This is a genomic window from Lentilactobacillus laojiaonis (assembly GCF_020616595.1).
GTDB classification, from domain to species: domain Bacteria; phylum Bacillota; class Bacilli; order Lactobacillales; family Lactobacillaceae; genus Lentilactobacillus; species Lentilactobacillus laojiaonis.
Genome location: NZ_CP085278.1, coordinates 901,353 through 924,673 on the forward strand (window position 1 = coordinate 901,353; position 23,321 = coordinate 924,673).

The 23,321-nt window shown below is 32.7% G+C and carries 30 protein-coding genes, 1 other RNA gene and 1 other annotated feature; all 31 genes read right to left on the reverse strand.

Features of this window, described 5'->3' with window-relative positions; all coding sequences use genetic code 11:
• Positions 1–7: 7 nt before the first annotated feature.
• Positions 8–598 (reverse strand): ribosomal protein S18-alanine N-acetyltransferase, encoded by a 591-nt coding sequence (gene rimI / locus LHL71_RS04685; protein ID WP_227360665.1) that lies wholly within the window; start codon positions 596–598, stop codon positions 8–10.
• A complete protein-coding gene (gene tsaB / locus LHL71_RS04690) occupies positions 582–1,304 on the reverse strand; it encodes a tRNA (adenosine(37)-N6)-threonylcarbamoyltransferase complex dimerization subunit type 1 TsaB (RefSeq protein WP_227360666.1) in 723 nt (240 codons plus the stop codon). The genes rimI and tsaB overlap by 17 nt, the downstream gene beginning before the upstream one ends.
• A 17-nt stretch (positions 1,305–1,321) precedes the next feature.
• Positions 1,322–2,053, reverse strand: coding sequence for an acyl-[acyl-carrier-protein] thioesterase (locus tag LHL71_RS04695; RefSeq protein WP_227360667.1), 732 nt, complete (start codon positions 2,051–2,053; stop codon positions 1,322–1,324).
• Positions 2,054–2,080: 27 nt separating this feature from the next.
• Entirely contained in the window at positions 2,081–2,968 is an 888-nt protein-coding gene (gene rsmI, locus LHL71_RS04700; RefSeq protein ID WP_227360668.1) for a 16S rRNA (cytidine(1402)-2'-O)-methyltransferase, read from the reverse strand.
• 22 nt (positions 2,969–2,990) lie between these two features.
• A complete protein-coding gene (locus tag LHL71_RS04705; RefSeq protein ID WP_227360669.1) occupies positions 2,991–3,323 on the reverse strand; it encodes a DNA replication initiation control protein YabA in 333 nt (110 codons plus the stop codon).
• Between the two features lie 15 nt (positions 3,324–3,338).
• Entirely contained in the window at positions 3,339–4,352 is a 1,014-nt protein-coding gene (gene holB, locus LHL71_RS04710) for a DNA polymerase III subunit delta' (protein ID WP_227360670.1), read from the reverse strand.
• A gap of 10 nt (positions 4,353–4,362) precedes the next feature.
• Complete coding sequence (locus LHL71_RS04715; RefSeq protein WP_227360671.1) at positions 4,363–4,689, reverse strand: cyclic-di-AMP receptor; 327 nt, start codon at positions 4,687–4,689, stop codon at positions 4,363–4,365.
• Positions 4,690–4,703: 14 nt separating this feature from the next.
• Positions 4,704–5,333, reverse strand: a complete 630-nt coding sequence (gene tmk / locus LHL71_RS04720) for a dTMP kinase (RefSeq protein ID WP_227360672.1) — start codon at positions 5,331–5,333, stop codon at positions 4,704–4,706.
• Positions 5,334–5,448: 115 nt separating this feature from the next.
• A complete protein-coding gene (locus LHL71_RS04725; RefSeq protein ID WP_227360673.1) occupies positions 5,449–5,706 on the reverse strand; it encodes a YaaL family protein in 258 nt (85 codons plus the stop codon).
• Positions 5,707–5,728: 22 nt separating this feature from the next.
• Complete coding sequence (gene recR, locus LHL71_RS04730; RefSeq protein WP_227360674.1) at positions 5,729–6,328, reverse strand: recombination mediator RecR; 600 nt, start codon at positions 6,326–6,328, stop codon at positions 5,729–5,731.
• Between the two features lie 21 nt (positions 6,329–6,349).
• The gene (locus LHL71_RS04735) at positions 6,350–6,658 is read right to left on the reverse strand and encodes a YbaB/EbfC family nucleoid-associated protein (RefSeq protein WP_227360675.1); all 309 of its coding nucleotides are present in this window, start codon (positions 6,656–6,658) and stop codon (positions 6,350–6,352) included.
• Between the two features lie 16 nt (positions 6,659–6,674).
• A complete protein-coding gene (gene dnaX / locus LHL71_RS04740; RefSeq protein ID WP_227360676.1) occupies positions 6,675–8,369 on the reverse strand; it encodes a DNA polymerase III subunit gamma/tau in 1,695 nt (564 codons plus the stop codon).
• 132 nt (positions 8,370–8,501) lie between these two features.
• Positions 8,502–8,597: signal recognition particle sRNA small type (gene ffs / locus LHL71_RS04745), an RNA gene on the reverse strand.
• A 29-nt stretch (positions 8,598–8,626) separates the two neighbouring features.
• A complete protein-coding gene (gene tadA, locus LHL71_RS04750) occupies positions 8,627–9,100 on the reverse strand; it encodes a tRNA adenosine(34) deaminase TadA (protein WP_227360677.1) in 474 nt (157 codons plus the stop codon).
• Positions 9,101–9,110: 10 nt separating this feature from the next.
• The gene (locus tag LHL71_RS04755; RefSeq protein ID WP_227360678.1) at positions 9,111–9,719 is read right to left on the reverse strand and encodes a class I SAM-dependent methyltransferase; all 609 of its coding nucleotides are present in this window, start codon (positions 9,717–9,719) and stop codon (positions 9,111–9,113) included.
• Positions 9,720–9,802: 83 nt separating this feature from the next.
• Positions 9,803–10,798, reverse strand: coding sequence for an NAD(P)-dependent oxidoreductase (locus tag LHL71_RS04760; protein ID WP_227360679.1), 996 nt, complete (start codon positions 10,796–10,798; stop codon positions 9,803–9,805).
• Positions 10,799–10,814: 16 nt separating this feature from the next.
• Positions 10,815–13,418 carry a bifunctional lysylphosphatidylglycerol flippase/synthetase MprF gene (mprF, locus tag LHL71_RS04765; RefSeq protein WP_227361612.1) on the reverse strand — a complete coding sequence of 868 codons (2,604 nt, stop codon included), beginning with the start codon at positions 13,416–13,418 and terminating at the stop codon, positions 10,815–10,817.
• A gap of 126 nt (positions 13,419–13,544) precedes the next feature.
• A complete protein-coding gene (gene rplL, locus LHL71_RS04770) occupies positions 13,545–13,910 on the reverse strand; it encodes a 50S ribosomal protein L7/L12 (protein WP_227360680.1) in 366 nt (121 codons plus the stop codon).
• Positions 13,911–13,960: 50 nt separating this feature from the next.
• Positions 13,961–14,473, reverse strand: coding sequence for a 50S ribosomal protein L10 (gene rplJ / locus LHL71_RS04775; RefSeq protein WP_227360681.1), 513 nt, complete (start codon positions 14,471–14,473; stop codon positions 13,961–13,963).
• 27 nt (positions 14,474–14,500) lie between these two features.
• Positions 14,501–14,608: a sequence feature (ribosomal protein L10 leader region), on the reverse strand.
• Positions 14,609–14,682: 74 nt separating this feature from the next.
• A complete protein-coding gene (gene rplA, locus LHL71_RS04780) occupies positions 14,683–15,375 on the reverse strand; it encodes a 50S ribosomal protein L1 (protein ID WP_227360682.1) in 693 nt (230 codons plus the stop codon).
• Between the two features lie 90 nt (positions 15,376–15,465).
• On the reverse strand, positions 15,466–15,891 hold the full coding sequence (rplK, locus tag LHL71_RS04785) for a 50S ribosomal protein L11 (protein ID WP_227360683.1): 426 nt from the start codon (positions 15,889–15,891) through the stop codon (positions 15,466–15,468).
• Between the two features lie 128 nt (positions 15,892–16,019).
• Positions 16,020–16,853, reverse strand: a complete 834-nt coding sequence (locus LHL71_RS04790) for an alpha/beta hydrolase (protein WP_227360684.1) — start codon at positions 16,851–16,853, stop codon at positions 16,020–16,022.
• Between the two features lie 17 nt (positions 16,854–16,870).
• Entirely contained in the window at positions 16,871–17,419 is a 549-nt protein-coding gene (gene nusG / locus LHL71_RS04795; protein ID WP_227360685.1) for a transcription termination/antitermination protein NusG, read from the reverse strand.
• An 87-nt stretch (positions 17,420–17,506) separates the two neighbouring features.
• Entirely contained in the window at positions 17,507–17,644 is a 138-nt protein-coding gene (gene secE, locus LHL71_RS04800) for a preprotein translocase subunit SecE (RefSeq protein WP_430689987.1), read from the reverse strand.
• A 68-nt stretch (positions 17,645–17,712) separates the two neighbouring features.
• Positions 17,713–17,862: a 50S ribosomal protein L33 gene (gene rpmG / locus LHL71_RS04805; RefSeq protein WP_227360687.1), complete on the reverse strand. Its 150-nt coding sequence runs from the start codon at positions 17,860–17,862 to the stop codon at positions 17,713–17,715.
• A 300-nt stretch (positions 17,863–18,162) separates the two neighbouring features.
• A complete protein-coding gene (locus tag LHL71_RS04810) occupies positions 18,163–18,456 on the reverse strand; it encodes a sigma factor (protein WP_227360688.1) in 294 nt (97 codons plus the stop codon).
• A 122-nt stretch (positions 18,457–18,578) separates the two neighbouring features.
• The gene (locus LHL71_RS04815; RefSeq protein WP_227360689.1) at positions 18,579–19,103 is read right to left on the reverse strand and encodes an NYN domain-containing protein; all 525 of its coding nucleotides are present in this window, start codon (positions 19,101–19,103) and stop codon (positions 18,579–18,581) included.
• 18 nt (positions 19,104–19,121) lie between these two features.
• Positions 19,122–19,880, reverse strand: coding sequence for a 23S rRNA (guanosine(2251)-2'-O)-methyltransferase RlmB (gene rlmB, locus LHL71_RS04820; RefSeq protein ID WP_227360690.1), 759 nt, complete (start codon positions 19,878–19,880; stop codon positions 19,122–19,124).
• Positions 19,870–20,280 (reverse strand): Mini-ribonuclease 3, encoded by a 411-nt coding sequence (locus LHL71_RS04825; RefSeq protein ID WP_227360691.1) that lies wholly within the window; start codon positions 20,278–20,280, stop codon positions 19,870–19,872. The genes rlmB and LHL71_RS04825 overlap by 11 nt, the downstream gene beginning before the upstream one ends.
• 2 nt (positions 20,281–20,282) lie before the next feature.
• Positions 20,283–21,695: a cysteine--tRNA ligase gene (cysS, locus tag LHL71_RS04830; protein ID WP_227360692.1), complete on the reverse strand. Its 1,413-nt coding sequence runs from the start codon at positions 21,693–21,695 to the stop codon at positions 20,283–20,285.
• A gap of 124 nt (positions 21,696–21,819) precedes the next feature.
• Positions 21,820–23,313: a glutamate--tRNA ligase gene (gene gltX, locus LHL71_RS04835; RefSeq protein WP_227360693.1), complete on the reverse strand. Its 1,494-nt coding sequence runs from the start codon at positions 23,311–23,313 to the stop codon at positions 21,820–21,822.
• Between the last annotated feature and the right edge of the window lie 8 nt (positions 23,314–23,321).

Here is a 23,321-nt window from a genome sequence, read left to right on the forward strand (position 1 = left end):
TTAAAAATTAAAGTAGATCACTATTGTCAATTTTGGTTAAATCTAAAACCATATTTAAAGCATCTTCATGATCTCCATAATAATAATTCTTTTTAATACCAGCATCTTTAAAACCTAAGTCATGGTAGAGCTTTTGAGCATTTAAGTTACTAATTCTAACTTCTAAAGTAACTTGCTTACATTCCATTTGGCGAGCTTTTTTTATAGTCGTTGTAACCAAAAAATATCCCAATCCATGGTTTTGAAAATGAGGAGCTACCGCGACATTGGTTATATGACAATCTTTTGCATCATTATTTAAAGAACAGCCAATAAAAGCTGCCAAAATATCATTTCGACGTAAAACAAAGTAAAGTCGATCTTCCTTACGTTTCAATTCATTTTGAAAAGCTACTTCATCCCAGGGAGTCTGACCACCATAAACAGAGCGTTCAATTCCTAGTATTTCAGGAATATCAGGAATCATCGCTTTTGCTAGAAAATAAGTGGTTCCATTAATAACTACATCGTGATTTTTGATATCTAAATAACGTTCACGTAATCTAGCATCCTTATCATAGAAATTTTTCTTATACCATTTTTTAAATTTTCTCAACATAGTTTTCGTCGCCCTCTTTGGGATGTAGTTTTTGCCAATCAGCTTCGGCTTTAGTCAATCTTAAATATTTTGGAACTACTGAATTAATATCATTTACCGGCTCTAAATTATTACTATAAATACCCATTTTTGCAGCTCTGGGAATATTTGTTAAACTATTAGCCACAACAACTTGATTATTCAAAGTTTTTTTATAAGTGTCAATAAATGATTCAGTTTGTCCCAAAATAATAATGGGTTGATCAAAGTTTTTTAGTTTCTTTAACCAATCATCTACATTAGTATGTTGGTCTTCTATAACGTTAATAAGCTTTCCTTGCTGGCGCTGATATAATCCAGTAAACATATTGTTGTTTCTACCATCAAAAATAGGATTAATAAGATATTTGTCGGAATCAACATTCAATGATAACGATAAAAGGCTAGAAACCATTACCAATTCAATGTTTAAAGTCATCGATAAGGTTTTAGCTACTGTAACTGCCATTCGAATTCCTGTGTATGATCCAGGACCTTCAGCCACTACAATTCGATCTAAATCGCTGGGCTGTAAATTGGCTTTTTTCACTAAATCAGCTATCACTCCGTTAATAAATTCAGCATGTTTTTTATGGGTTGTCATCGTCAACTCAGTTAATAATTCATTTCCATCTAGTACGGCAATAGACAGAGGCTGATTAGATGTATCGATCGCTAAAGTTTTCATTATAATTCCTTTGATTATTAATTATTTTTCCATTCAATTGTAGCACTAGCTGACAAGTTTCCGTTAGATAAAATCTCATGATTAGTTACATTATCATTGATTTCAACCTCACTAGTTACTAATTGACCATATTTTACTTCATTTTCAAATCGAATGGCGATTTTACTTGGTTGGTTTTTTAATAAAAATTCCATACTTAATCCATCGATCATCCAATCCAAATATTTGGAATTATTAACATGGCCATTAAAATCAATATCACTGTATCTAACTTGATATTTTTTAGAATTAGCTTGTTCAGTTAATATTTTATTAGGTCTAGGTAGCTTGGGCATTTTTTTAACTACTTCAGATTCATAGGGAGCAACAATCTCTTCGGGCAAGCGAGTTACTTTACGAGTTTCTTCATTGATTAAAACCCAGATACTATTTACTTTTACTAATAAATTATCTTGTGAATCTCTAACCCAGAATTCACGATAGGCAAACATTTTATTTCGATAAGTTCCACTAGTTGTAATCTTTATGGTTTGATCAACTTTAGGGAGCTTATTAATTTGTATGTCATAGGAAGTAACTACCCAGCCTACGCCTTGCTCTGCAAGTGTATGATGATCAATTCCTAAATTGATATTTTGTTCTTCCGAATTTAAAATCAACATATTTAGTAACATCGCAATCGTAACATGATTGGTTACGTCACCTTCATAATATAAAACTGTATGTTCACTAGTAAATTTTTTGGCCAAATTAAAAACTTCTTCCTACTATAAATATTAATTTAAATCATGATATTCATTATAAATAACTTGCTTCTTAGTATCATTTAATTTAGCAACTTTTTTTATTGCTTCATTAACTGATAAATTATTATTTTTAATAAAGAAATCCACTTGTTCATTGATTGGCATTTCTTTTAATTGAGATTCTAAGGTACTATCTGCTTTTTTAGGATTGGAATTACCTTCCACGATTAACACAAATTCACCACGAATTTCATTTTCTTTGGCCCAATCATTAATTTCTCCTAAAGTGCCACGAATAAATTCTTCGTGTCTTTTAGTCAGCTCTCGACAAACCGAAATTTTTCGATGTTCACCTAAAACTGTTAACATATTTTCCAAAGTCTTCTTTAGTCGGTGAGGTGCTTCATAAAAAATAAGGCTTTCGGGCTCATTAATTAATTCTTGAAGGACATTTTTTTGTTCTTTAGGTTTTCTAGGTAAAAATCCATAAAATTGAAACGGTTGGGGAGCAATTCCCGAGGCAATCAAAGATGTTAAACCAGCATTAGCTCCAGGTAATGGAACGACTGGAATGTCATGATCGATGCAAGCCTTCACTAAATCATGACCAGGATCACTAATAGAAGGCATCCCTGCATCACTTACTTGAGCAATACTAATTCCCGTAGATAATTTTTCAATTAGTTCAGGTATTTTAGCTTGCGAATTATGCTCATGAAAACTAATTTGCTTAGTCTCAATTTCAAAATGATTTAATAATTTTTGGGTATTACGAGTATCTTCAGAAGCAATTAAATTAACTGATTTTAATATATTAATTGCTCTAAAGGTCATATCTTCTAAGTTACCAATCGGAGTTGGAACTAAGTATAAAGTCCCCTCATTGTGTGGTACGTCAAAACTATGTTGAATATTCAAAATAAATTTGCCTCACTAATTATTAACGACGGCCATAAATTACATCAGTACAAAAGATACAGCTTTCATCGTCTTCGCGACGTTTACCGTAAAATTGACTACATACATGGAATCCCTCATTATATAATTTTTCTAGATTTTTGCGTGAATTTGATAAATGTTCTTCCGAATCATCAGCTGCTTTGTTTTCAATTTGATCAATTCGATCTCTTAAATGTTGGTTTTCAATAGCTAATTCACTATTTTCTTCAACTAATTCGTTTAATGATTCATACAAGTGTGAAAATCTATCACTAATTAAACTTAACTGCGCATCCATACCTTTTAATTCATCATATACTTCACGTTTGTCCAATTATCTTCACCCTTTTTATGATTGAATAATATCAATGACTTGTAATGTAGTTGCTTCCATAATATTTTGAAAATTTACATTAACTTTTTGTTGTTTTTTTATATCTAAGATTATTTCCAAAATACTAATAATTTTTTGATATGGCAACTTTTCAGCCATATCTTTAATAATATTTAGTATGCTCAGAAATTTAGTACTCTCTTCGTTAACGTTAAATACCTTAACTTCTAATAATTCTTTAAATAGTTCTACAATAACATCAATTACTATATCTTGTTGATTACGATTACTAATTAGTGGCATTAAGTCCGATTGAATTAATGGAAAGGCCATTGCATCATTTTTTTCCAAATAAGTAAACCAATTACCTATTTGAATTACCACCCGTTCAAACCAATTATTTTCATTCCAAACTAAAATTTGGTTCATATCATTAGTAATTGAGAGTAATAAATTTACCTGATTTGGTAAAATTTTGGCATTTTTTAATTCAGATTTCAATAAATTCAAATCTAAATTTGGAAAATCAATAACCTGAGTTCGAGAAATAATAGTTGGTAAAATTTGATTTTTTTCTTGGCTAATTAAAAAAATAGTAGTATTACCAATTGGCTCTTCAATAAATTTTAACAAACTATTCGCAGCACTGTTAGTCATTTTATTAGCATCTTGGATAATAAAGATCTTTTTAGAGCCTTCCAACCCACTTTTTGAAAATTCACGCTTAATGTAGCGAATTTGTTCTACTTTAATGGTCTGACCTTCTGGCTTTATTTCCACTACATCAGGATGCTCTCCATTTAAAATCCGTTGGCATTCAAAACATTCACCACAAGGAAAATTATCCTGAACATTTTGACAGTAAATCCGCATGGCCGAAGTTTTAGCAACATCCAACTCACCAACTCCTACGCCACCAATAAGCAAATACGCGTGACTTAAATGACCTGAAGCAATTAATTTCATAAATTGATTAGTGATTTTAGGCTGTTTAATTTTAGCAGTTAAGACAAGATTTTTTTCTGACATTTATTTTCCTCTAAAATTGATGAAAAGCTTCAATAGGTAAAATCATCACGGTTGCCCCACCAACTTGTACCTCATACGGAGCAGAATGATCATTAGTATCTATTCCTAAAACTGATGTTGGTGATACATATTGTTTCCTAGTAGAACAATTTTCTTTAATGATCTCTAAAACCTTTTCGACTTCAGTTTCTTGAACTGCCAACAAATAAGTAACATTGCCAGTTTTTAAAAAACTACCTGACGAAGCTAGTTTAGTGGCCATAATATTATTTTCCACAAATTTAGTTCGTAATTTACCAGCATCTTTATTTTGTACAATTGCAATAATTAATTTCATTTTTAATCCCAACCTTAAATATTATTAAGAATTGCTTGATAAGTCATTTCAACCACATCAGATAGCGGTTGAGTAGCATCAATTACAATAAATCTTTCCGGATCTTGTTTAACTAAATGTTGGTAAGCTGCATTAACTCGCTTATGAAATTCAATCGTTTCAACATCTAAACGATCAATATCATCAGTTTGACGATTATTGCTAATACGTTTTAAACCAACTTCAACAGGAATATCAAAATACAAAGTTTTATCGGGCATTAATCCATCGGTAGCAAACAAATTCATCTCAGCTACTTCTTGCTCACCAATCTTTCTACCAGCTCCTTGATAGGCAATTGAACTATCAATATATCGATCACACAAAACTATTTTATTAGCCTCGAGTGCTGGAATTACAGTTTCTATTAGATGTTGGCGTCTAGCTGCCGCATATAAAAGAGCCTCCGTCTTAGCATCCATTAAGGTATTTTTACGATCTAAAATAACTTCTCGAATTTGTTCTGAAATTTGATTGCCACCTGGTTCCCTAGTGACTACAATATCTAAATCTGCATGTTGTTTTAACAAAAGTAAAACTTCATTCATAACCGATGTTTTTCCTGCTCCATCAGAGCCTTCGAACGTTATAAATTGTCCCTTCACCCAATCATTCCTAACTTTTATATCTATGTCTAATTGTACTTGAACTTGGATTAACTGTCTATTTCCTAAAAAAAAGAGTGACTAAATTAAACCAAGAAGGTTTACATTTTCACTCTTAATAAATCTCAGTTACCGAATCAATCACTGAAGATTGAATTCGATTATTCTTTATATTTCTGCGTCTGGCCTCGTTATAGATGAAAAAATACTTCCGTTTTGCCAATTGAGTACTTTCTTCAATTTCAATGTCACTATCTGCAATTGCTGCTTGGGTCTTTTGTGCATAATCCCAATCTTCTTTTAAATCATTAATTAAATCTAATAATTCTTCATCATACTGTTGAGAAATACTTTTTCGTTTAAATAGTGCCATTGCTATAACCTCACCTTCAAAATTATATTTCAGTTCTTCCTTCAACTGCTTTAAATAAAGTTAACTCATCAGCATATTCAATGTCAGTACCCACTGACAATCCATGAGCTAATCTTGTAACTCTAATCCCAGCTGGTTTAATTAACCTACTTAAATACATTGCGGTTGCTTCCCCTTCAGGCGTAGCGTTAGTGGCTACAATTACTTCCTTAACAGCTTCATTTTTTTGAAGTCGTTTAATTAGAGAACTTACATTAATATCTTCCGGTCCTTTACCTTCAATTGGTGAAAGTACTCCATTTAAAACATGGTAAAGTCCATGATATTCCTGCATTTTTTCCATTACCATTACGTCTTTAGGTTCTTCAACTACTAGTATAGTACTTTGGTCTCTTAATTTGTCAGAACAGATATCGCAAATTTCATTTTGAGTTAGGTTTCCACAAATTTTACAATAATGTAAATCATCTTTAGTTGCGATTAATGCACTTGCAAATTCTTTTACATCATTTTCATGCATATCAACTGTATAAAACGCTAAGCGGGTTGCTGTTTTAACTCCCACTCCCGGAAGTTTCATATAGCTATCAATTAACTTAGCAATTGGTGCGGGATATTGCATAACTTACCTTCTTTAATTTAATTACATTCCTAAGCCTTTAGTATATTTACCCATAGTTTCTTCAGTGGCTTTTGCAACATTAGCTAATCCATCGTTAACTGCAGATAATACTAAATCAGATAACATTTCAGGATCGTCAGGATCAATCGCTTCTGGTTTGATTTGAATATCTGTCATAGTACGGTCACCATTAAAAGTAACAGTTACTAAATCGTTTGGAGCTTTACCAGTAAAGCTTTCTTTATTTAGTTGATTTTGTTCTTCTTCAATTTGTTTTTGCATCTTTTTAACTTGTTTCATCATTTTATTCATGTTCATGCCGTTCATCATAGTTAATTACCTCATTTTAATCATTTTTTATTTCTAAAATTTCACTACCAAATAAATTTTCAGCTTCGGCGACAATATCAGATTTTGGGGCTGATTCTACACCGGAAGCTTCTTTATTTGGTTGCTTGTTACTTAGATATTGTTTTCTAATTGCTGGCCATTGATCTTCAGGGACAAAAATAATTTTTGGTACTCGGTTAGTCAAACGATCCAAGCCATTTTGTAACGCATCCATTAACTCAATATCATCATTTACCTTTTGATATAAGAATGAATAATCAAAAGCTACGATAATTCCATCATCACTGGCTGCTACTGGCTTAGATACATGCATCAAGGCTCGCTGAGTAACTGATAAAGAATTCATTAATTCTGGCCATAAATTAATAAAGTAGTTCAAATCTTTACGAGTGGCCTGATCTAATACCCCATAGATTCCTGATAAATTAATTTTAACATGCTGCTTAGAAGTCGTTTTTTGGGGCTTAGGTTTAGGTGTTTCTGATATAGTGTTAGACTTCTTTTGCAGTGTCTCTAAAGCTTGTTTGAGCTCATTAACTTGGTTCTCTAATTGCTCTATCACTGAGTTATCAACGCTAGCTGAAGATAAATTAGTAGCTTCTACTTTGTTTAAATGGGTTAATTTGACAGTTAGGACTTCGAGATATACATCTGGATGATCCGTAAAACGCATTGATTGCGAAGTTTCGTTAATAATATCAATTGCTTGATAAATAAAATCTTCTGAGATAGATTGGGCAAGGTCTTTAAAGTCATCATCAAACATCCCCAAATCTTCTTCTTCAATCATTTCAGGTGCCTGGTTATAAAGTAAAATATCTTGACAATAGCTAGTTAAATCTTCAATAAATCGTTGAGGATCTTTACCATCATTTAATAATTTCTTAACCGTTAATAAAGCTTCTTTAGTATCTTTTAATTGAATTTGTTTAAAGTAATCTACTAAAAACTTTTTCGTAACACTACCTGTTACCATTAAGGCATTGTCGTAAGTAACCTTACCGTCACCATAAGAAGTGGCTTGATCCAAAATACTTAAAGCATCTCGCATACCACCTTCAGCGGCCTTAGCAATCACTTTTAAAGCCAATTCATCATACTGAACCTGTTTTTCTTTTAATATAAATTCCATTCGTTGCAAAATTTCACTAAATTTAATTCGTTTAAAATCAAATCGTTGAGTTCGAGAAATGATTGTAGCCGGAATTTTATGAGGTTCAGTAGTTGCTAAAATAAATATAACATTGGTAGGCGGTTCTTCAAGTGTTTTCAATAGTGCATTAAAAGCTCCCGTAGATAACATATGAACTTCATCAATTATATAAACTTTGTAATCAGCCTGAGTCGGCGCATATTTTGCTTTATCACGAATATCACGAATTTCTTCCACTCCATTATTTGAAGCCGCATCAATTTCAATAACATCGTTTAAACTTCCTTCATTAATTGCCAAACAGGTAGCACAATTATTACATGGCTCTCCGTCCTTTAAATTACGACAATTGACTGCTTTTGAAAAAATCTTTGCAGCAGAAGTTTTTCCCGTTCCTCTAGGTCCGGTAAATAAATAAGCGTGGCTAATGCGCTGAGTGATCAAGGCATTTTTTAAAGTCTGGGTAATGATTTTTTGACCCACAATTTCATCAAATCGTTGTGGACGCCATACACGATATAATGCTTGATAACCCATTTTGCCCCTCCATTTTTAATGCCAAATTAAGATAAAAACATCTTTATAATTATAGTATGAATTAAGTAATTTTCCAAATTTTTTCTCAATAAAATAAAAGCTCCCAGTTGAATAATAACCGGGAGTTTAATTTTATATAAAATAAGAGGCACAGGACTGAGATTACTTAGTGCTGCTTCCTTCCGGATCTGACACGATTCGTAATTCGTCCTTGCCTCTTAGCCTTTCGGCATACTATATAATATCATCAAAATTGATTAATTACTAGCCTTATTTTTATGTTTTTTTCTAGCGGCTTTAAAAAAATTCTTCATAATTTGGCTAGCTTCATCCTGCAATAATCCAGCTTTTACCTTAGGACGATGGTTTAAACGTTCATCTTCTAACACAGTATAGAGACTTCGAACCGCTCCTGCCTTAGGATCTTTAGCGCCAAAGTATACAGTTTTTATCCGCGAATTTACAATTGCACCAGCACACATTAAGCAAGGCTCAATGGTTACATACATAGTACAATCAACCAAATGCCAACTATTCAATGTCTGACAAGCTTCTTGAATGGCCATAATTTCAGCATGACTAGTTGCATCCTTTAAATGTTCTCTTAAGTTATGACCCCTACCAATTATTTGATCATCTTTTACAATGACTGCTCCGATTGGAACTTCATCAATTAACTGAGCCTTTTTGGCTTCCTTTAAAGCCTCATTCATATAATATTTTGCATCCATATATTAAAGATTACTCCTTAGTACTTTGTAAAATATAATATCCTTTATCACGCTTAATAATTTGGCAATTTCCAAAAGTTTTTTCCATTAATCGTTTAGCTGATGGTGCCCCTTGTTTTTTTTGTAAAACAACTGTTAAAGTGCCATTCGTTAGTAAATGTTCATCAGCTTTAGCAATCATTTCATCAACCACCTTTTTTCCTGCTCTAACTGGTGGATTAGTCACAATTGCTGCAAATTTACCATCAACCTGATCATAAATATCACTTTGATGAATCTTTACGTTACTAATTTGATTAGCCTGAGCATTTTGCTGAGCCAATTCTAAAGCGCGAAGATTAACATCTACCATTTCTACATTTCGATCAGGAACCAAAGTTGCAATTGATAAGCCAATTGGTCCATAGCCAGTTCCTAGATCTAAGATTGGGCCTTCTGGTAAATTATCTAAGTTAACATTATTTATTAATACCCGACTACCATAATCTACAGTATGTTTTGAAAATACTCCATTATCCGATGTAAAAATAAATTTTCGACCTACTAAGTCAAAATTCCATTTAATAGGATTATGAGCCACATCGGGATTTTCCGTATAATAGTGTTGTTGTTCTGTCATCATTTTCCTCTTAACTGTTAATAGTATAGCTACAATTTTAACACATTCATAATCAATAAAAAAAGCCAGTTAACAACTGGCTTTTAATTTACTGAATTTTCAGAAGTTCCGGTTAACATTACTGTCTTTAAATTGTCTAAAGAAGTATTTACCATATTTTCAATTGACTCTTGGGTGTTGAAGGCTACGTGAGGAGTTACGATAGTATTCGGCATTTTGGCTAACGCTATAATATTAGGATCATTTAAGGTTTGGTTAGACTTAGTGTCTAAAATATCTCCTGGTTCATCTTCAAAAGTATCAAGTCCCGCACCAGCAATAATACTATTTTCAAGCGCATAGATTAGCGCTTGTGTATCAACCAATGACCCTCTAGCTGTATTAATTAAAATAGCACTATTTTTCATAATATCTAAACGTTCACGATTAATTAAATGGTAATTATCAGGGCTACCAGGAACATGCAAATCAACAATATCCGCCTGTCTTAATAACTCATCTATATCATTATCATATTCAATATCACCATCGTCGGTATCAACTGCAAATTTATCATAGGCAATTATTTTTGCGCCTAAGCCTTTGAATAACTTAATTGCGGCTCTTCCAATATGGCCAGTCCCGATAATTCCAACCGTCATATCACTAATTAATTTACCAATAAAGTGATCTTCATTATGAAATTGATGTTTTTGATGGAGTAAATCTTGCATATATCCGGCTTTTCGAGTTAGATATAAACTCATCATAACTGAAAATTCTGCAATACTTTCGGGACTATAGGTTGGTACGTTTGTCACCAAAATATCATTTTGTTTAGCAGCAACTAAATCAATGTTATCAGTTCCGACATTTCGAATCGTTAGAACCGGAATATTTAGTTTGTGCATTTTTTCAAACAATTCATTTTCCATAGGTTGTAATTGTAGTGTAGATATTCCATCATAATTTTTGGCTAATTCCACACTATTTATATCCAAAAGTTTATCTGTAAAATCAACTTCAATGGCATTATCCTCACTCCATTTTTTTACAAAAGGTATTTCACTTTCAATAACGTTATAGACCATAAATTTCATTTCAATCAATCGCTCCTTATTTATTACTATCAAAATATTGTTCAAATATTTTAGGTACTAAAATACTCTTACTATTTTTACCAACTCGTTTATTAACTACCGTTAGGATTTGCATCATTGTAAAGACTAGTGAACTTGAGCGTTGATAAGCAATATATTTAGCGGTCCATTTATCAACATACTTATCTTTATAGGATCTTAAACCTTCAAAACTATAAAATTTATATCCATATTGATAAATTAAATGGGCCATCTTTTCATCAGGAAAACTAAATTTAGATATTCCAACGTTCGATAAAGGTGACATTCCAAGATCAAAATACTTATAGCCTTTATCCTTAGAAGCTTGATACAAGTTAACAAAAATACCATCCATAATTCCTGAAGGAGCATTGTCACTTGAACGCATCAAATCAATAGAGGTAGTATCAGTTCCTCCGCTAGGCATTAAATTAGCAAAGGCTACAATTGCACCATCTTTATCTTTCATAATCGCAATAGGCGCTTCATTTAAATAATTATTATCAAAATATCCTAATGAAAAGCCCTTTTCAGTCTTCCCATTAAGCCATTCATCTGAAATTTCTTTAAGTGCCAATAAAAAGTCACTATTAAATGGTGGATTTATAATTTCAAATTGATACCCATCACGATCAAATTTATTCATTAAAGCTCGTTCACCACGATGGCGTTTACCAGCTAAAGTAAATTCATCCACATCTACTAAACCAGTTTCTCCAGCTTTAATAAAGTCAAATCCCTTTTCATGCAATAACATGGTTAGATTTTCATTAACTTCATAAAATACTAGTTTCATATTTTGCTTATCAGCATCTTCCATAAACTGATCGATAGCTTGATTAAAATAAGCTTTATTACCAACTGGTTCACCCATAATAATTAATTTATCGGCATTAATTCGATACATAAAAAATACCTGATCTTCACCATCAACCGTGTAATAATAAACATTTTTATCACGTAAAAATACTAAGTGACTTATTTCGTTACCACCATAATTTTCTATAATATTTCTAACTCGGCCGGTGTTTAATTTTTCTTTCATCCAACTTGGTTTACCATGAGTTAAATAACGATTGATTAATATAAGGACAATTAAAGCAATTGCCAAGCCAGTCAATCCAGAAATCCAAATTTGTTGTGATGGAAAGACATAGGCATTATTTAGTTTAAAACCAGTATTATTGCTATTCACAATTCCGACAATTACATAAGCAATTAAGGTAACAACAAAAATTGAACCATTAAAAATCAATGATCCCCAAGAATTAGACATCTTATCACGATATAATACTTTTTTGGAGAATCCTAAAATTACTAAAATAATTAGTAAGAAAATAATCATATTCCAGGTAAAGGATTCATTTATTAAGGTATTAATAATCGAAATGATTAGAACAATTACGGTAGGCCAAAAAGCTCGTTTGGTTTTGGCCCAAATACCACTTGCAAATCCAATAAGTAAAAAAGCTACTACAATATTAGTAATTTGACCAATATAAAAGAAGGTATATGGAGCAATAATTGGATAGAACTTATTAAAAATTACCACATTAGGCAAAGTGGCTAACAATAACATAATAATTCCAGAAAAATACATAAATACGGTTAAAATAATTTGGGATATTCGTTCAATTAACATTCTTGGTAGCCCATCAAGCCGTTGATTTAACTTACTACCAGTATCTTGAATAAATAAAATTACTCCTAATAAAAATGGAAGAATGTAATAAAAAACTCGATAGAACAAAATCCATACAATGGCTGTACTTTCACTTACCCCGATATAGCTCAATCCTAGTATCATAAATACATCAAATGAACCTAAGCCTCCAGGTATAAGTGAAACTACTCCGGCTACATTAGCAATTACAAAAATTGGTATCACGCTCGCAAAATTAGTATTAATTTTCATTAGCATACCAATTATTATGAAAAATACTAAAGCACAAAGCCACTCAAAAAATGAACCAGTTCCCATGGCAAGTTCCTTTTTTAAGGATAAATCGCTAAAAAATTCAGAATTATTTAAATGTGTAACTAACAAGACCGCAGGGAAATATAAGGCACCGCCCAACAACCAAATCCAATATTTGGCATACATACTCCCAATTCGAAAACCAAATATCATTATTAATGAAATTAAGCATAAGGCAGACAAACCTGCCAATAAGAAAAGTGCCACTTTAGAAATTGCATATAAAATTTGTTTTTTGGTCGCATTTTTACTATAGAAATGGGCGCGTAAACTAGCTCCCAATAAACCACCAAAACCAAATAGATTAGTAAAGCTATTAACGATCCAGCCACTTCTAACAATATATCCGATCTTAAATTTTCCTGGCAGAAATTTTACAATTGTAAAATCATATGTAAGCATAGGTAAAACAGCAGCAAATCCGCATACTGCCATGATTATTAACGATAATTGTGATTGACTTGATAAGCTAGCTTGTAATTTATCACCATTAACTTGTTTTAAAATCTTGCCAGCTTCACCAATAACAAATATTAAAACTGCTAATACAAATACAAGTCTCAATAAGGTCCCTCGTCTATTGATAAAATCTTTAATTTTTTTCAAAGTTACCCCTTCCATGTCTAACAATTTATTTATATTAATTATGCCAAGGAAATAATCAATCGACAAGTAATATGCCTATTTTAATACAACAAAAAAAGCCATTCCATACGGAATGACTTTTTATAATAAATATTAAATTTATTATTTAACAGTAACTGAAGCGCCAACTTCTTCAAGTTTTGCCTTGATATCGTTTGCTTCGTCTTCAGTAACGCCTTCTTTAACCATTGAAGGTGCATCGTCAACAAGACCTTTAGCATCTTTTAAGCCAAGACCAGTGATTTCACGAACAACTTTAATAGCTTTAACTTTTTGGTCACCTGCAGCAGTTAATTCTACGTCAAATGAGTCTTTAGCACCAGCATCGGCACCTGCACCACCAGCAACTGCAACTGGAGCAGCAGCTGAAACACCAAATTCTTCTTCAATTGATGAAACTAAGTCGTTTAAGTCAGTAATTGAAGCATCTTTTAATTGAGCAATAATATTGTCTTTATCGAAAGCCATTTTATTTTCCTCCATTTTAGGGAATTAATTTTAATTAATTTAAATCAAAACTAGGCAGCGTCGCCATCGTCTGATTCTTTCTTTTCAGCAACTGCTTTAACGGCATAAGCAACGTTACGAACAGGAGCTTGAAGCATACTAGCAAGAGTAGCCAATAATTCTTCTCTACTTGGTAATGTAGCGTAAGTTGAGATTTCTTCAACTGAAGCAACTTTACCTTCGATAACTCCACCCTTAAGTTCAAGAGCAGGAGCTTCTTTTGAGAAGTTATGCAAAATTTTTGCACCAGCAATTGCATCATCAGATGAGAATGCAACGGCAGTTGGACCTGAAAGAACTTCTTTCAAATCGTCAAAACCAGTTTTTTCAACTACACGTTCTAAGATTTTATTCTTAATAACTTGCATTTGAACACCAGATTCACGTAATTGTTTACGTAAATTAGTAACTTGTTCAACAGTTAAACCACGGTAATCAACAATAACAACTGATGAAGCATTTTGAAATTTTTCAACAATTTCATCAACTAATTGTGATTTTAGAGCAATACTTTTTTCACTCACGAATTTCACCTCCCAAAATTTTCGTTGGGATTTAATAAAAAATCCCTATGCCAACCATAGACATAGGAAAGAAATTTCCTCGGCAGGATATTAAGGCAAAGCCACCTGAGTCTTAGGCGTTATTCAGCATAGACAAGTTTACCATAGTTGGTAAAAACCAGTCAATAAGGATTTTTTAATAATCAAATTCCAACTAACCTAAAACTAAGTTAGAATGATTCAACGTCAACTTCAACACCAGGGCCGAAAGTTGATGAGATTGAAATGTTTTTAATGTAAGTACCACGTACAGCAGCTGGACGTGAACGAACAATAATTTCTTCGATAGCTTTTAAGTTACCAACTAACTTATCAGTATCAAAAGATACTTTACCAACAGGAACAGCAACGTTACCATCACGGTCTGTACGGTAAGTAACTTTACCAGCTTTAGAATCTGAAACTGCTTTTGTAACATCCATAGTTACAGTACCAGTTTTAGGGTTTGGCATTAAGTTCTTAGGTCCAAGAATACGTCCTAAACGACCTACTTGAGCCATCATATCAGGAGTTGCAATAGCAACATCGAAATCTAGCCAGCCATCTTGGATTTTTTGAACTAAGTCAGCTTCACCAACGAAGTCAGCACCAGCTGCTTCGGCTTCTTTAGCTTTATCACCTTTAGCGAATACAACAACAGTTTGGTCTTTACCAGTACCGTTAGGAAGGACAACAGCCCCTCTAAGTTGTTGATCTGCTTGTTTTGTATCAACATTTAAATTAAATGCAATTTCGATAGTTGCATCAAATTTTGCATAATCAATTTTCTTTACTAAATCAACAGCATCATTGATTGAATAAGCTTTGTTTGCGTCAACTTGTTCAACAGCTGCTTTATAATTTTTACCTCTTTTACGAGCCATGAATGTTTCCTCCTTGCTTTGTGGTTATAACGGTTAAACCTCCCACGCAACATCAAAGTTCAATGCTTGATCAAATACTACCGTAGAAAATTAGCCTTCAACAACGAAGCCCATACTACGTGCAGTTCCTTCGATCATGCGCATTGCTGCTTCAACGTCAGCTGCGTTAAGGTCTTGCATTTTAGTTTCAGCGATTTCTCTAACTTGTGCACTTGTAACAGTTGCAACTTTGTTAGTATTTGGTTCGCCGGAACCATGTTCAACACCAGCAGCTTTTTTGAGCAAGATAGCAGCAGGTGGGGTTTTAGTGATGAAATCAAATGAACGATCTTCATAAACACTAATAACAACCGGAATAATCATGCCTGCTTGATCAGCAGTACGTGCATTAAATTCCTTAGTGAATCCCATAATATTAATTCCTGCTTGACCCAATGCAGGTCCAACTGGAGGGGCAGGTGTTGCTTTACCCGCAGGAATTTGCAATTTAACAATGTTAGCTACTTTTTTAGCCACGAGACATACCTCCTTAAGTCCGTGTGTGGTAACTGGAAATAAAAATTTTTCCTCCCACGTTTAGTATGTATAAAACATACCGTATTAATATAACATAGTATTTCGCCATTAACAATGTAATTTTTTAATTACCAAATAAATCTAGCAATTTTATGATCTACTCGACTATTTTCATGTAATAAAGAATGTTTGCCTTCCCTACCGGTAATTACTAATTCCGAATAACGCTTCGAAGAATTAATTAGTAGATACTTTAAAGATAATGCACTACTTAACGAAACCGCACCGTCGCTTTTCACATCATCCCCGATGTTTCCGGCAATATTTAAAATTCGAATATTTTCAGGAATATTATCGATCTTTTTTTCTAATTCTATATATATCTTATTACGATAGATAGGACCTTTTTTAGTTAGATAATGTGATTCAATTTTTCTAGTAGTTCTAGCTACTTCTGAATCATTAAAGGGTCCTCCCATCGCCACTACGTTTTTAACCTTAAGACTAGTTTCATTTAAAAAATGAGTTAAAAACCAAAATTCCGTAATACATCCCATCGAGTGAGCCACCAAGTTAACTTCTTCAACCTGATAACTAGCGTATAATTGCTGGCAAACATTTCTAAGACCAGCTGCTTGTAAATCAGCCCGACTATTTTTATTTCTAAATAATATTTGTACCATCGGACGATAAGCATCAATTTCTCCACGCATATCTACGGAGTTATCCTTATTAACAATCGCTACAATTGATTTGTTGGCACCGTAATATTTATGAAAGCGGCGCATCAATCTTCCAAATGAAAATCGGTTTCCCATATATCCTGGAATAAATAACGTGGGCACTTGCTGTTTTACTTGGCGTTCATTTTTAATCTTGTCAGGCTTTCCTGCCTTTATAAAAAAATAGCCTCCAATTATTAATAAAATTAATAATAGGGAGACTATCATTTCAATCACCATTCTTAATTCACCGAATTTTAAACGATTGAATCAACTTGGTTAAATTCAAGTTCAGTACTAGTTTCTCTACCAAACATATCAATATTTACTTTAAGACGCATCTTTTCATTATCAATTTCAGTTACTTTTCCGTTTAATCCAGAAAAGGCACCATCAATAATTTCAACAGTATCACCTTCATGAATGTCTAAGTTTTCATGACGCGCACTCATACCAATACGACGTAAGATTAAATCAACTTCATCAGGTAAAAGTGGAGTTGGTTTACTTCCTTGACCATGTGAACCAACGAATCCAGTTACTCCAGGAGTATTTCGAACAATGTACCAAGCTTGATCAGTCATGACCATTTCAACTAGTACATATCCTGGGAAAGTTTTATCCATTTTGACTTTATCTTTACCATTTTTGATTTCGTGTTCTTCTTGCTCAGGAACTACTACTCGATAGATAAAATCTTCCATTCCCATAGATTGTTTACGAGTATCTAAATTCATTTTAACTTTATTTTCGTATCCAGAATAGGTATGCAAAACGTACCATTTCTTTTCTGCTGATTCAACCATGTAATTACTCCTTTTAATTCAAATAAAAAAACCTGACATCATGTGCCGGTTTTCTTAATTAACTATATCAAATTTAATTCAATTTTACTATGCTAACAATTTTAATCCCCATTGAAAGGCCCAATCAATTAGTCCTAAAAAGATGGCCATTAAAATTGATGTTCCAACAACTGTACTAGTGTCGCGTTTAGTTTCTTGTGCATTTGGCCAAGTAACTAATTTCATTTCTTGTGCAACACTCTTTAAGAAATTAACAAATTTCAATTCATTTTCCTCCTTATGGATATCAATAACTAACGGGTTTCACGGTGAAGAGTGTATCCTCCACAATATTTACAAAACTTTTTAACTTCTAATCGCTCAGTTCTAGTAGAACTTGATGAGATTGTATAATTTCTTGATCCACAATCAGAGCATGCGAGAGCAACCTTTTTATAAGCCATATGAGTCCTCCTCATTAAACAAAAATAATTTTAGCATTCTTCAATACTTCAGTCAATTTGTGTCATTTCTAAATTTAGTTTTACATCTTTCGAAAGCATTCGTAAATGTTTGATGATTCAATTCAAAGCTTAAATCATAAATTAACGTTAATAAAACTTTTCTTTCTAAAGGTGAACACTTATTATATAACTTTTCTAAACTTTCACCAACTAAAATTGAATTTTCCGGATTAACTGCTTTAAAGTCAAGTAAAGTAGCATCATAAAAACTTTCATTAGCATTAATCGAAGAAAGGACTTCTATTGGAAATCTTTTTTAGCGTTAGTTTTTCTAATTAAGTCAATTACTCGATGCTTTAAATTTTGTCGATAAAAGCTCCCAAAACTAGTTCTGTATTTTGATTGATAATTTTGTACTGATTTATACATCACAATTCGAGCTTCCTGATCCCAATCATCATTATCCATCCCGACTACATAATAATCATATTTGATTTTTTTAAGGACTGGGTAATATTTTTCAAATAATTTTTTAAAATCCTGATCACTACCTAATATAATTTCATTAAGCAGTTTTTGATCATCCTCTACCAAAAAATCACCTCTTCGTAAATTTGAATATTAGCTTATAAAAGGCTATAAATCCAAACAAGCGAACTAATATTTGGTAGATAATATTTCAGGTATACCAATATAAAAATATAATTATTTTTATATTATTTAGACAATTCATCACGAAGCTTTTCTAATTTAAGTAATTGGGTAGCGTTAAATGGAGAATGTCTTAAAACTGAACTTTTATCAGTAAATTCGCGAGCCTTAACTTCCACTTCATTTTTGGCTCGTTTAATATCGTCTAATAATTCTCTAGCCGGAATTCTTAAAGCTCCTGCTGAGAAAACTGTCCACTGTTCTGCTTGGTCGCTTGTAGCTACGACCACTTGAACAAATCGACTCTGTTTTTGTCTGGCTAGAGCTTCAATATAACTATCTGCCGTCTGATCTTTGCTAGTCCAAACAATCTCCATATCAAATTTTTTAAAACTTTTAGCATTACCTGGTACATACATAGCATCAAAAATTACCATCATATTTACATCTCTAAATTTTTTATATTCTGATAATTGAGCTAGTAAAGTATCCCGTGCTTCATCTAATCGATTAGCCTGCTTTAATTTATTTAAATGCGGCCAATTACCGATCATATTATAAGCATCTACAATCAACAATTCTTCTTTCATATCACTTAATATCAACCATTATTTTAGCGGATGACGAGAATTAAATCCTTGATAAATTAAGACACTGGCTGCCACACTAGCGTTTAAACTTTGGATTTCTCCTACCATGGGAATTGTTAACATTTCATCCACCTGTTTTTTTAATAATGGTGAAATTCCCTTTCCTTCATTTCCAATAATAATTGCACTAGCACCTTTAGCGTTCCAAGTACGATAATCATTGCCTTTAACATCTGTCCCAAATACCCAGACTCCCCGATCCTTTAACTCATTAATGGTATTAGATAGATTAGTTACCCTTGCAACCGGTACACGTTCAATTGCTCCAGCTGAAGTCTTGGCAACTGTAGCAGTTAAGCCAACTGCACGATGTTTAGGAATAATTACTCCATGTACCCCAGCAGCATCAGAAGTTCTGATAATTGAACCTAAGTTATGCGGATCTTCAATATTATCTAAAATTACAAAGAATGGATCTTCGTTTTTTTGTTCCGCATTCATAAATAAATCATCAATAGTGGCATATTTAAAAGCAGCTACCGACAAGATAATTCCTTGATGATTTTGATTATTAGATAATTTATCTAACTTTTGCTTAGGTACTTTAGAAATTACTAGGTGTTTCTTTTTAGCTAATTTAACAGCTTCTTCAATCGTTTTATCATCTTCATTAATTCCTGATTGAATAAAGACCTTATTGATTTCTTGTCCACCCTTTAAGGCAGAAACTACGGGATGTCTACCAATTACAAATTCTTCTGAAGTATTATTTTCCACGTTTTACTCTCCCACTTTCTACTTGCTTAATGCACCAATTAGCTAATTCTGCTAGGCGTTCTTTTTGATTACTTAAATATAAATAACCCATCAAAGCTTCAAACCCCGTTGAAATTCGATAAGTGACCACATCAGTATTTTTAGCATGTGTATAACTTTTAGCATTTCTACCACGTTTAAAATAATCCCACTCAGTTTCTGATAAAACTTCATCTTGTTGCATTAAATCAATTAATCCTGCTTGAGCTTTAGCTGATACATAATTAGTAGCCACATGTTGTAAACGATTGGGTTTAGTTAAACCTTGTTCAATCAAATGTTCTCTAATGAACACTTCATAGGCCCCATCTCCCATATAGGCTAAAGCAATTCCGTTCAATTGTTGATACTTATCTGTCATAGTTATTCCTTTCTAAATCGTGTTCCTTGAGGAGTATCTTCTAAGACAATTCCTTGATTTTTTAAAATCTCTCGAATTTCATCGCTACGAATAAAATCTTTATTTTTTCTAGCTTGATTTCTTTCATCAATTAGTTTCCAAATTTCATCATCATTAATTTCAGTTACTTTCAAGACGATTCCGAAAATCATAGATAATTTTTCTAAATTGTCCATTAATTTTTGAATGGTTCCCTTAAATACTGATGGTCTAGCAACATATACATTAGATAATTTAGCTAATTCATATACTTCTGCAATTCCATTTTGAACATTAAAATCATCATCCATTGCCTCGATAAATTTAGACTCAATCTGACGGATTTCTTGATCAACTTTGATATCGTTACCTTCATCAGCTTTTTTCAATCGGTAGTTTAAATTACTATAGGCGTTTTGTAATTTTTTAAAGTTACTTTGAGCCTCATCCAAACTAGTTTGAGTGTATTGAATAGGTCTACGATAGTGAGTAGTTGACATTAATAGTCGTAAAACTTGACCATCAATTTCTTTTAAAAGATCATGCACCGTAATGAAATTACCTAAGGACTTACTCATTTTTTCATTGTCCTCACCGATGGTTACAAAACCATTATGCATCCAGTATTTAACAAACTGCTGATGAGTTTTAGCTTCACTTTGAGCACGCTCATTTTCGTGATGCGGAAAGACTAAGTCTTCTCCTCCACCATGAATATCAATTGTATTTCCTAGATACTTAGTTGACATAACTGAACATTCAATATGCCAGCCAGGACGTCCCTTCCCAAAAGGAGCATCCCAAGAAATTTCATCACCAACCGATTTTTTCCATAGGGCAAAGTCAATCGGATCTTCTTTTTGTTCAAATTCCCCATTTTTTACATCAACATGTTGGCTAGCTCCCACTTCTAGTTCATTAACATCAACATGTGCTAATTTACCATAAGTATCAAATTTTCGAGCTCGATAGTAAACATTGCCGTCAACATTATAAGCATAGCCATCATCAATTAATTGTTGGATGAAATTTATAATTTCATCAATATTATCAGTAGCTCTAGGATTAGCTGTGGCCTTTTCTATATTAAGAGCCTGTGTATCTTGCATATAAGCATCGATATATTTATCAGCAATCGCTTTGACCGTAGTGTGATTTTCTCGGGCTGCGTTAATCATTTTATCGTCTACATCTGTAAAATTAGAAATATAATTAACCTTATATCCTCTAAATTCTAAATAACGACGAATGGTATCAAAGGCAATTACACTCCGGGCATTACCAATATGAATATAGTTATAGACAGTTGGTCCACACACATACATATTCACTATGTCCGGATTCATTGGTTTAAAAACTTCTTTTTTTCGAGTTAAGGTGTTAAATACTTCAAGCATTTAAATTTACCTCTTTTCTTAACTATTATTTATTGAAATGATAGCACATTTTTGAAACTCTTTTTTAAGAATATAAAAATTGGTCTCCCAAATAAATGGATGAGACCAATTTAAAATTAAATATTTAATTATTACTAATTTGATCAATTGTTTGCTTAACATGAAGTAAAGCAGTTTTCTTACCAATCAATTCAATTGATTCTGGTAATTCGGGACCATGCATTTCATGAGTAACCGCAATTCGGATTGGCATCCAAAGTTTACGTCCTTTAATACCAGTATCTTTTTGAATTTCTTTAATAGTTTTTAGAATTTGAACTTTATCGAATAAAGTTAATTCTTGAATTCGAGCATAGAATTCTTTCAAAACAACCGGAGCAGTTTCGTTTTCTAGTTCAGCTAGCGCATCCCCAGTTACTAGTTCTGGTTCGTGGAAAAATACATCAGCCATTTCATTAATTTGGGCCATGTAGCTCATTTGTTGTTTATAAACATTAATTAATTTTCGAGCCCATTCAATTGTTTTTGAATCAGGATCTACCGGAATATTACCAGCATTAATTAATTGTTTTAAGGCCAAATCCATAATAACATCTTCATCACTAGCTTTAACGTACTGGTTGTTAATCCATTCTAATTTTTTAGAATCAAATTTAGCAGCCGACTTGCTTAAACGAGTTTCATCGTACATTTTAATAAATTGTTGTCTAGTAAAGATTTCTTCTTCACCAACTGGTGACCAACCAAGTAAAGTAATGAAATTAAACATTGCATCAGGTAAATATCCGAGTGCTCGGTATTGTTCAATAAATTGAATAACAGATTCATCACGTTTACTTAATTTCTTACCAGTATCTGCACTAGTAATTAAACTCATGTGACCAAATTTAGGAGCATCCCAGCCAAAAGCTTCATAAATCATTAATTGTTTTGGAGTATTAGCAACATGATCATCTCCACGGAATACGTGGCTAATTTTCATTTCATGATCATCAACTACTACTGCAAAGTTATAAGTAGGCATTCCATCACGTTTGGCAATAACAAAATCACCACCAATTGTGTCTGAGTTAAAGGAAATATTACCTTTAACTATATCGTCCCATTCATAAGTATGATTTACTGGTACTCTAAAGCGAATAACGGGTTTAAGTCCTTTTTCGCGTGATGCCTTTATAGAAGCTTTAATTTCTTCATCGGTCATACCAGCATATTCATATTCATAATGTGGCATTTCTCCACGAGCTTTTTGAGCTTCACGATCGCTCTCTAATTCTTCTTCAGTTTTGTATGATTCATAGGCTTTATCTTCATCAAGTAGTCGTTGAATTAAAGGACCATAAATCTCTTGGCGTTCAGATTGACGATAGGGTCCAAAATCTCCTGGATTGTCTGGACCTTCATCCCAATCTAAGCCTAGCCATTTAAGGTTTTCTAGTTGGCTTCGTTCTCCATCAGCTACATTTCTTTTAGTATCAGTATCTTCAATACGGATAATAAATTTACCTTTATTATGTCTAGCAAATAAATAATTAAAAATAGCTGTTCGCGCATTTCCAATATGGAGATGTCCGGTTGGACTTGGTGCATATCGAACTCGAATTGCATTTTTTGCCAATATAAACG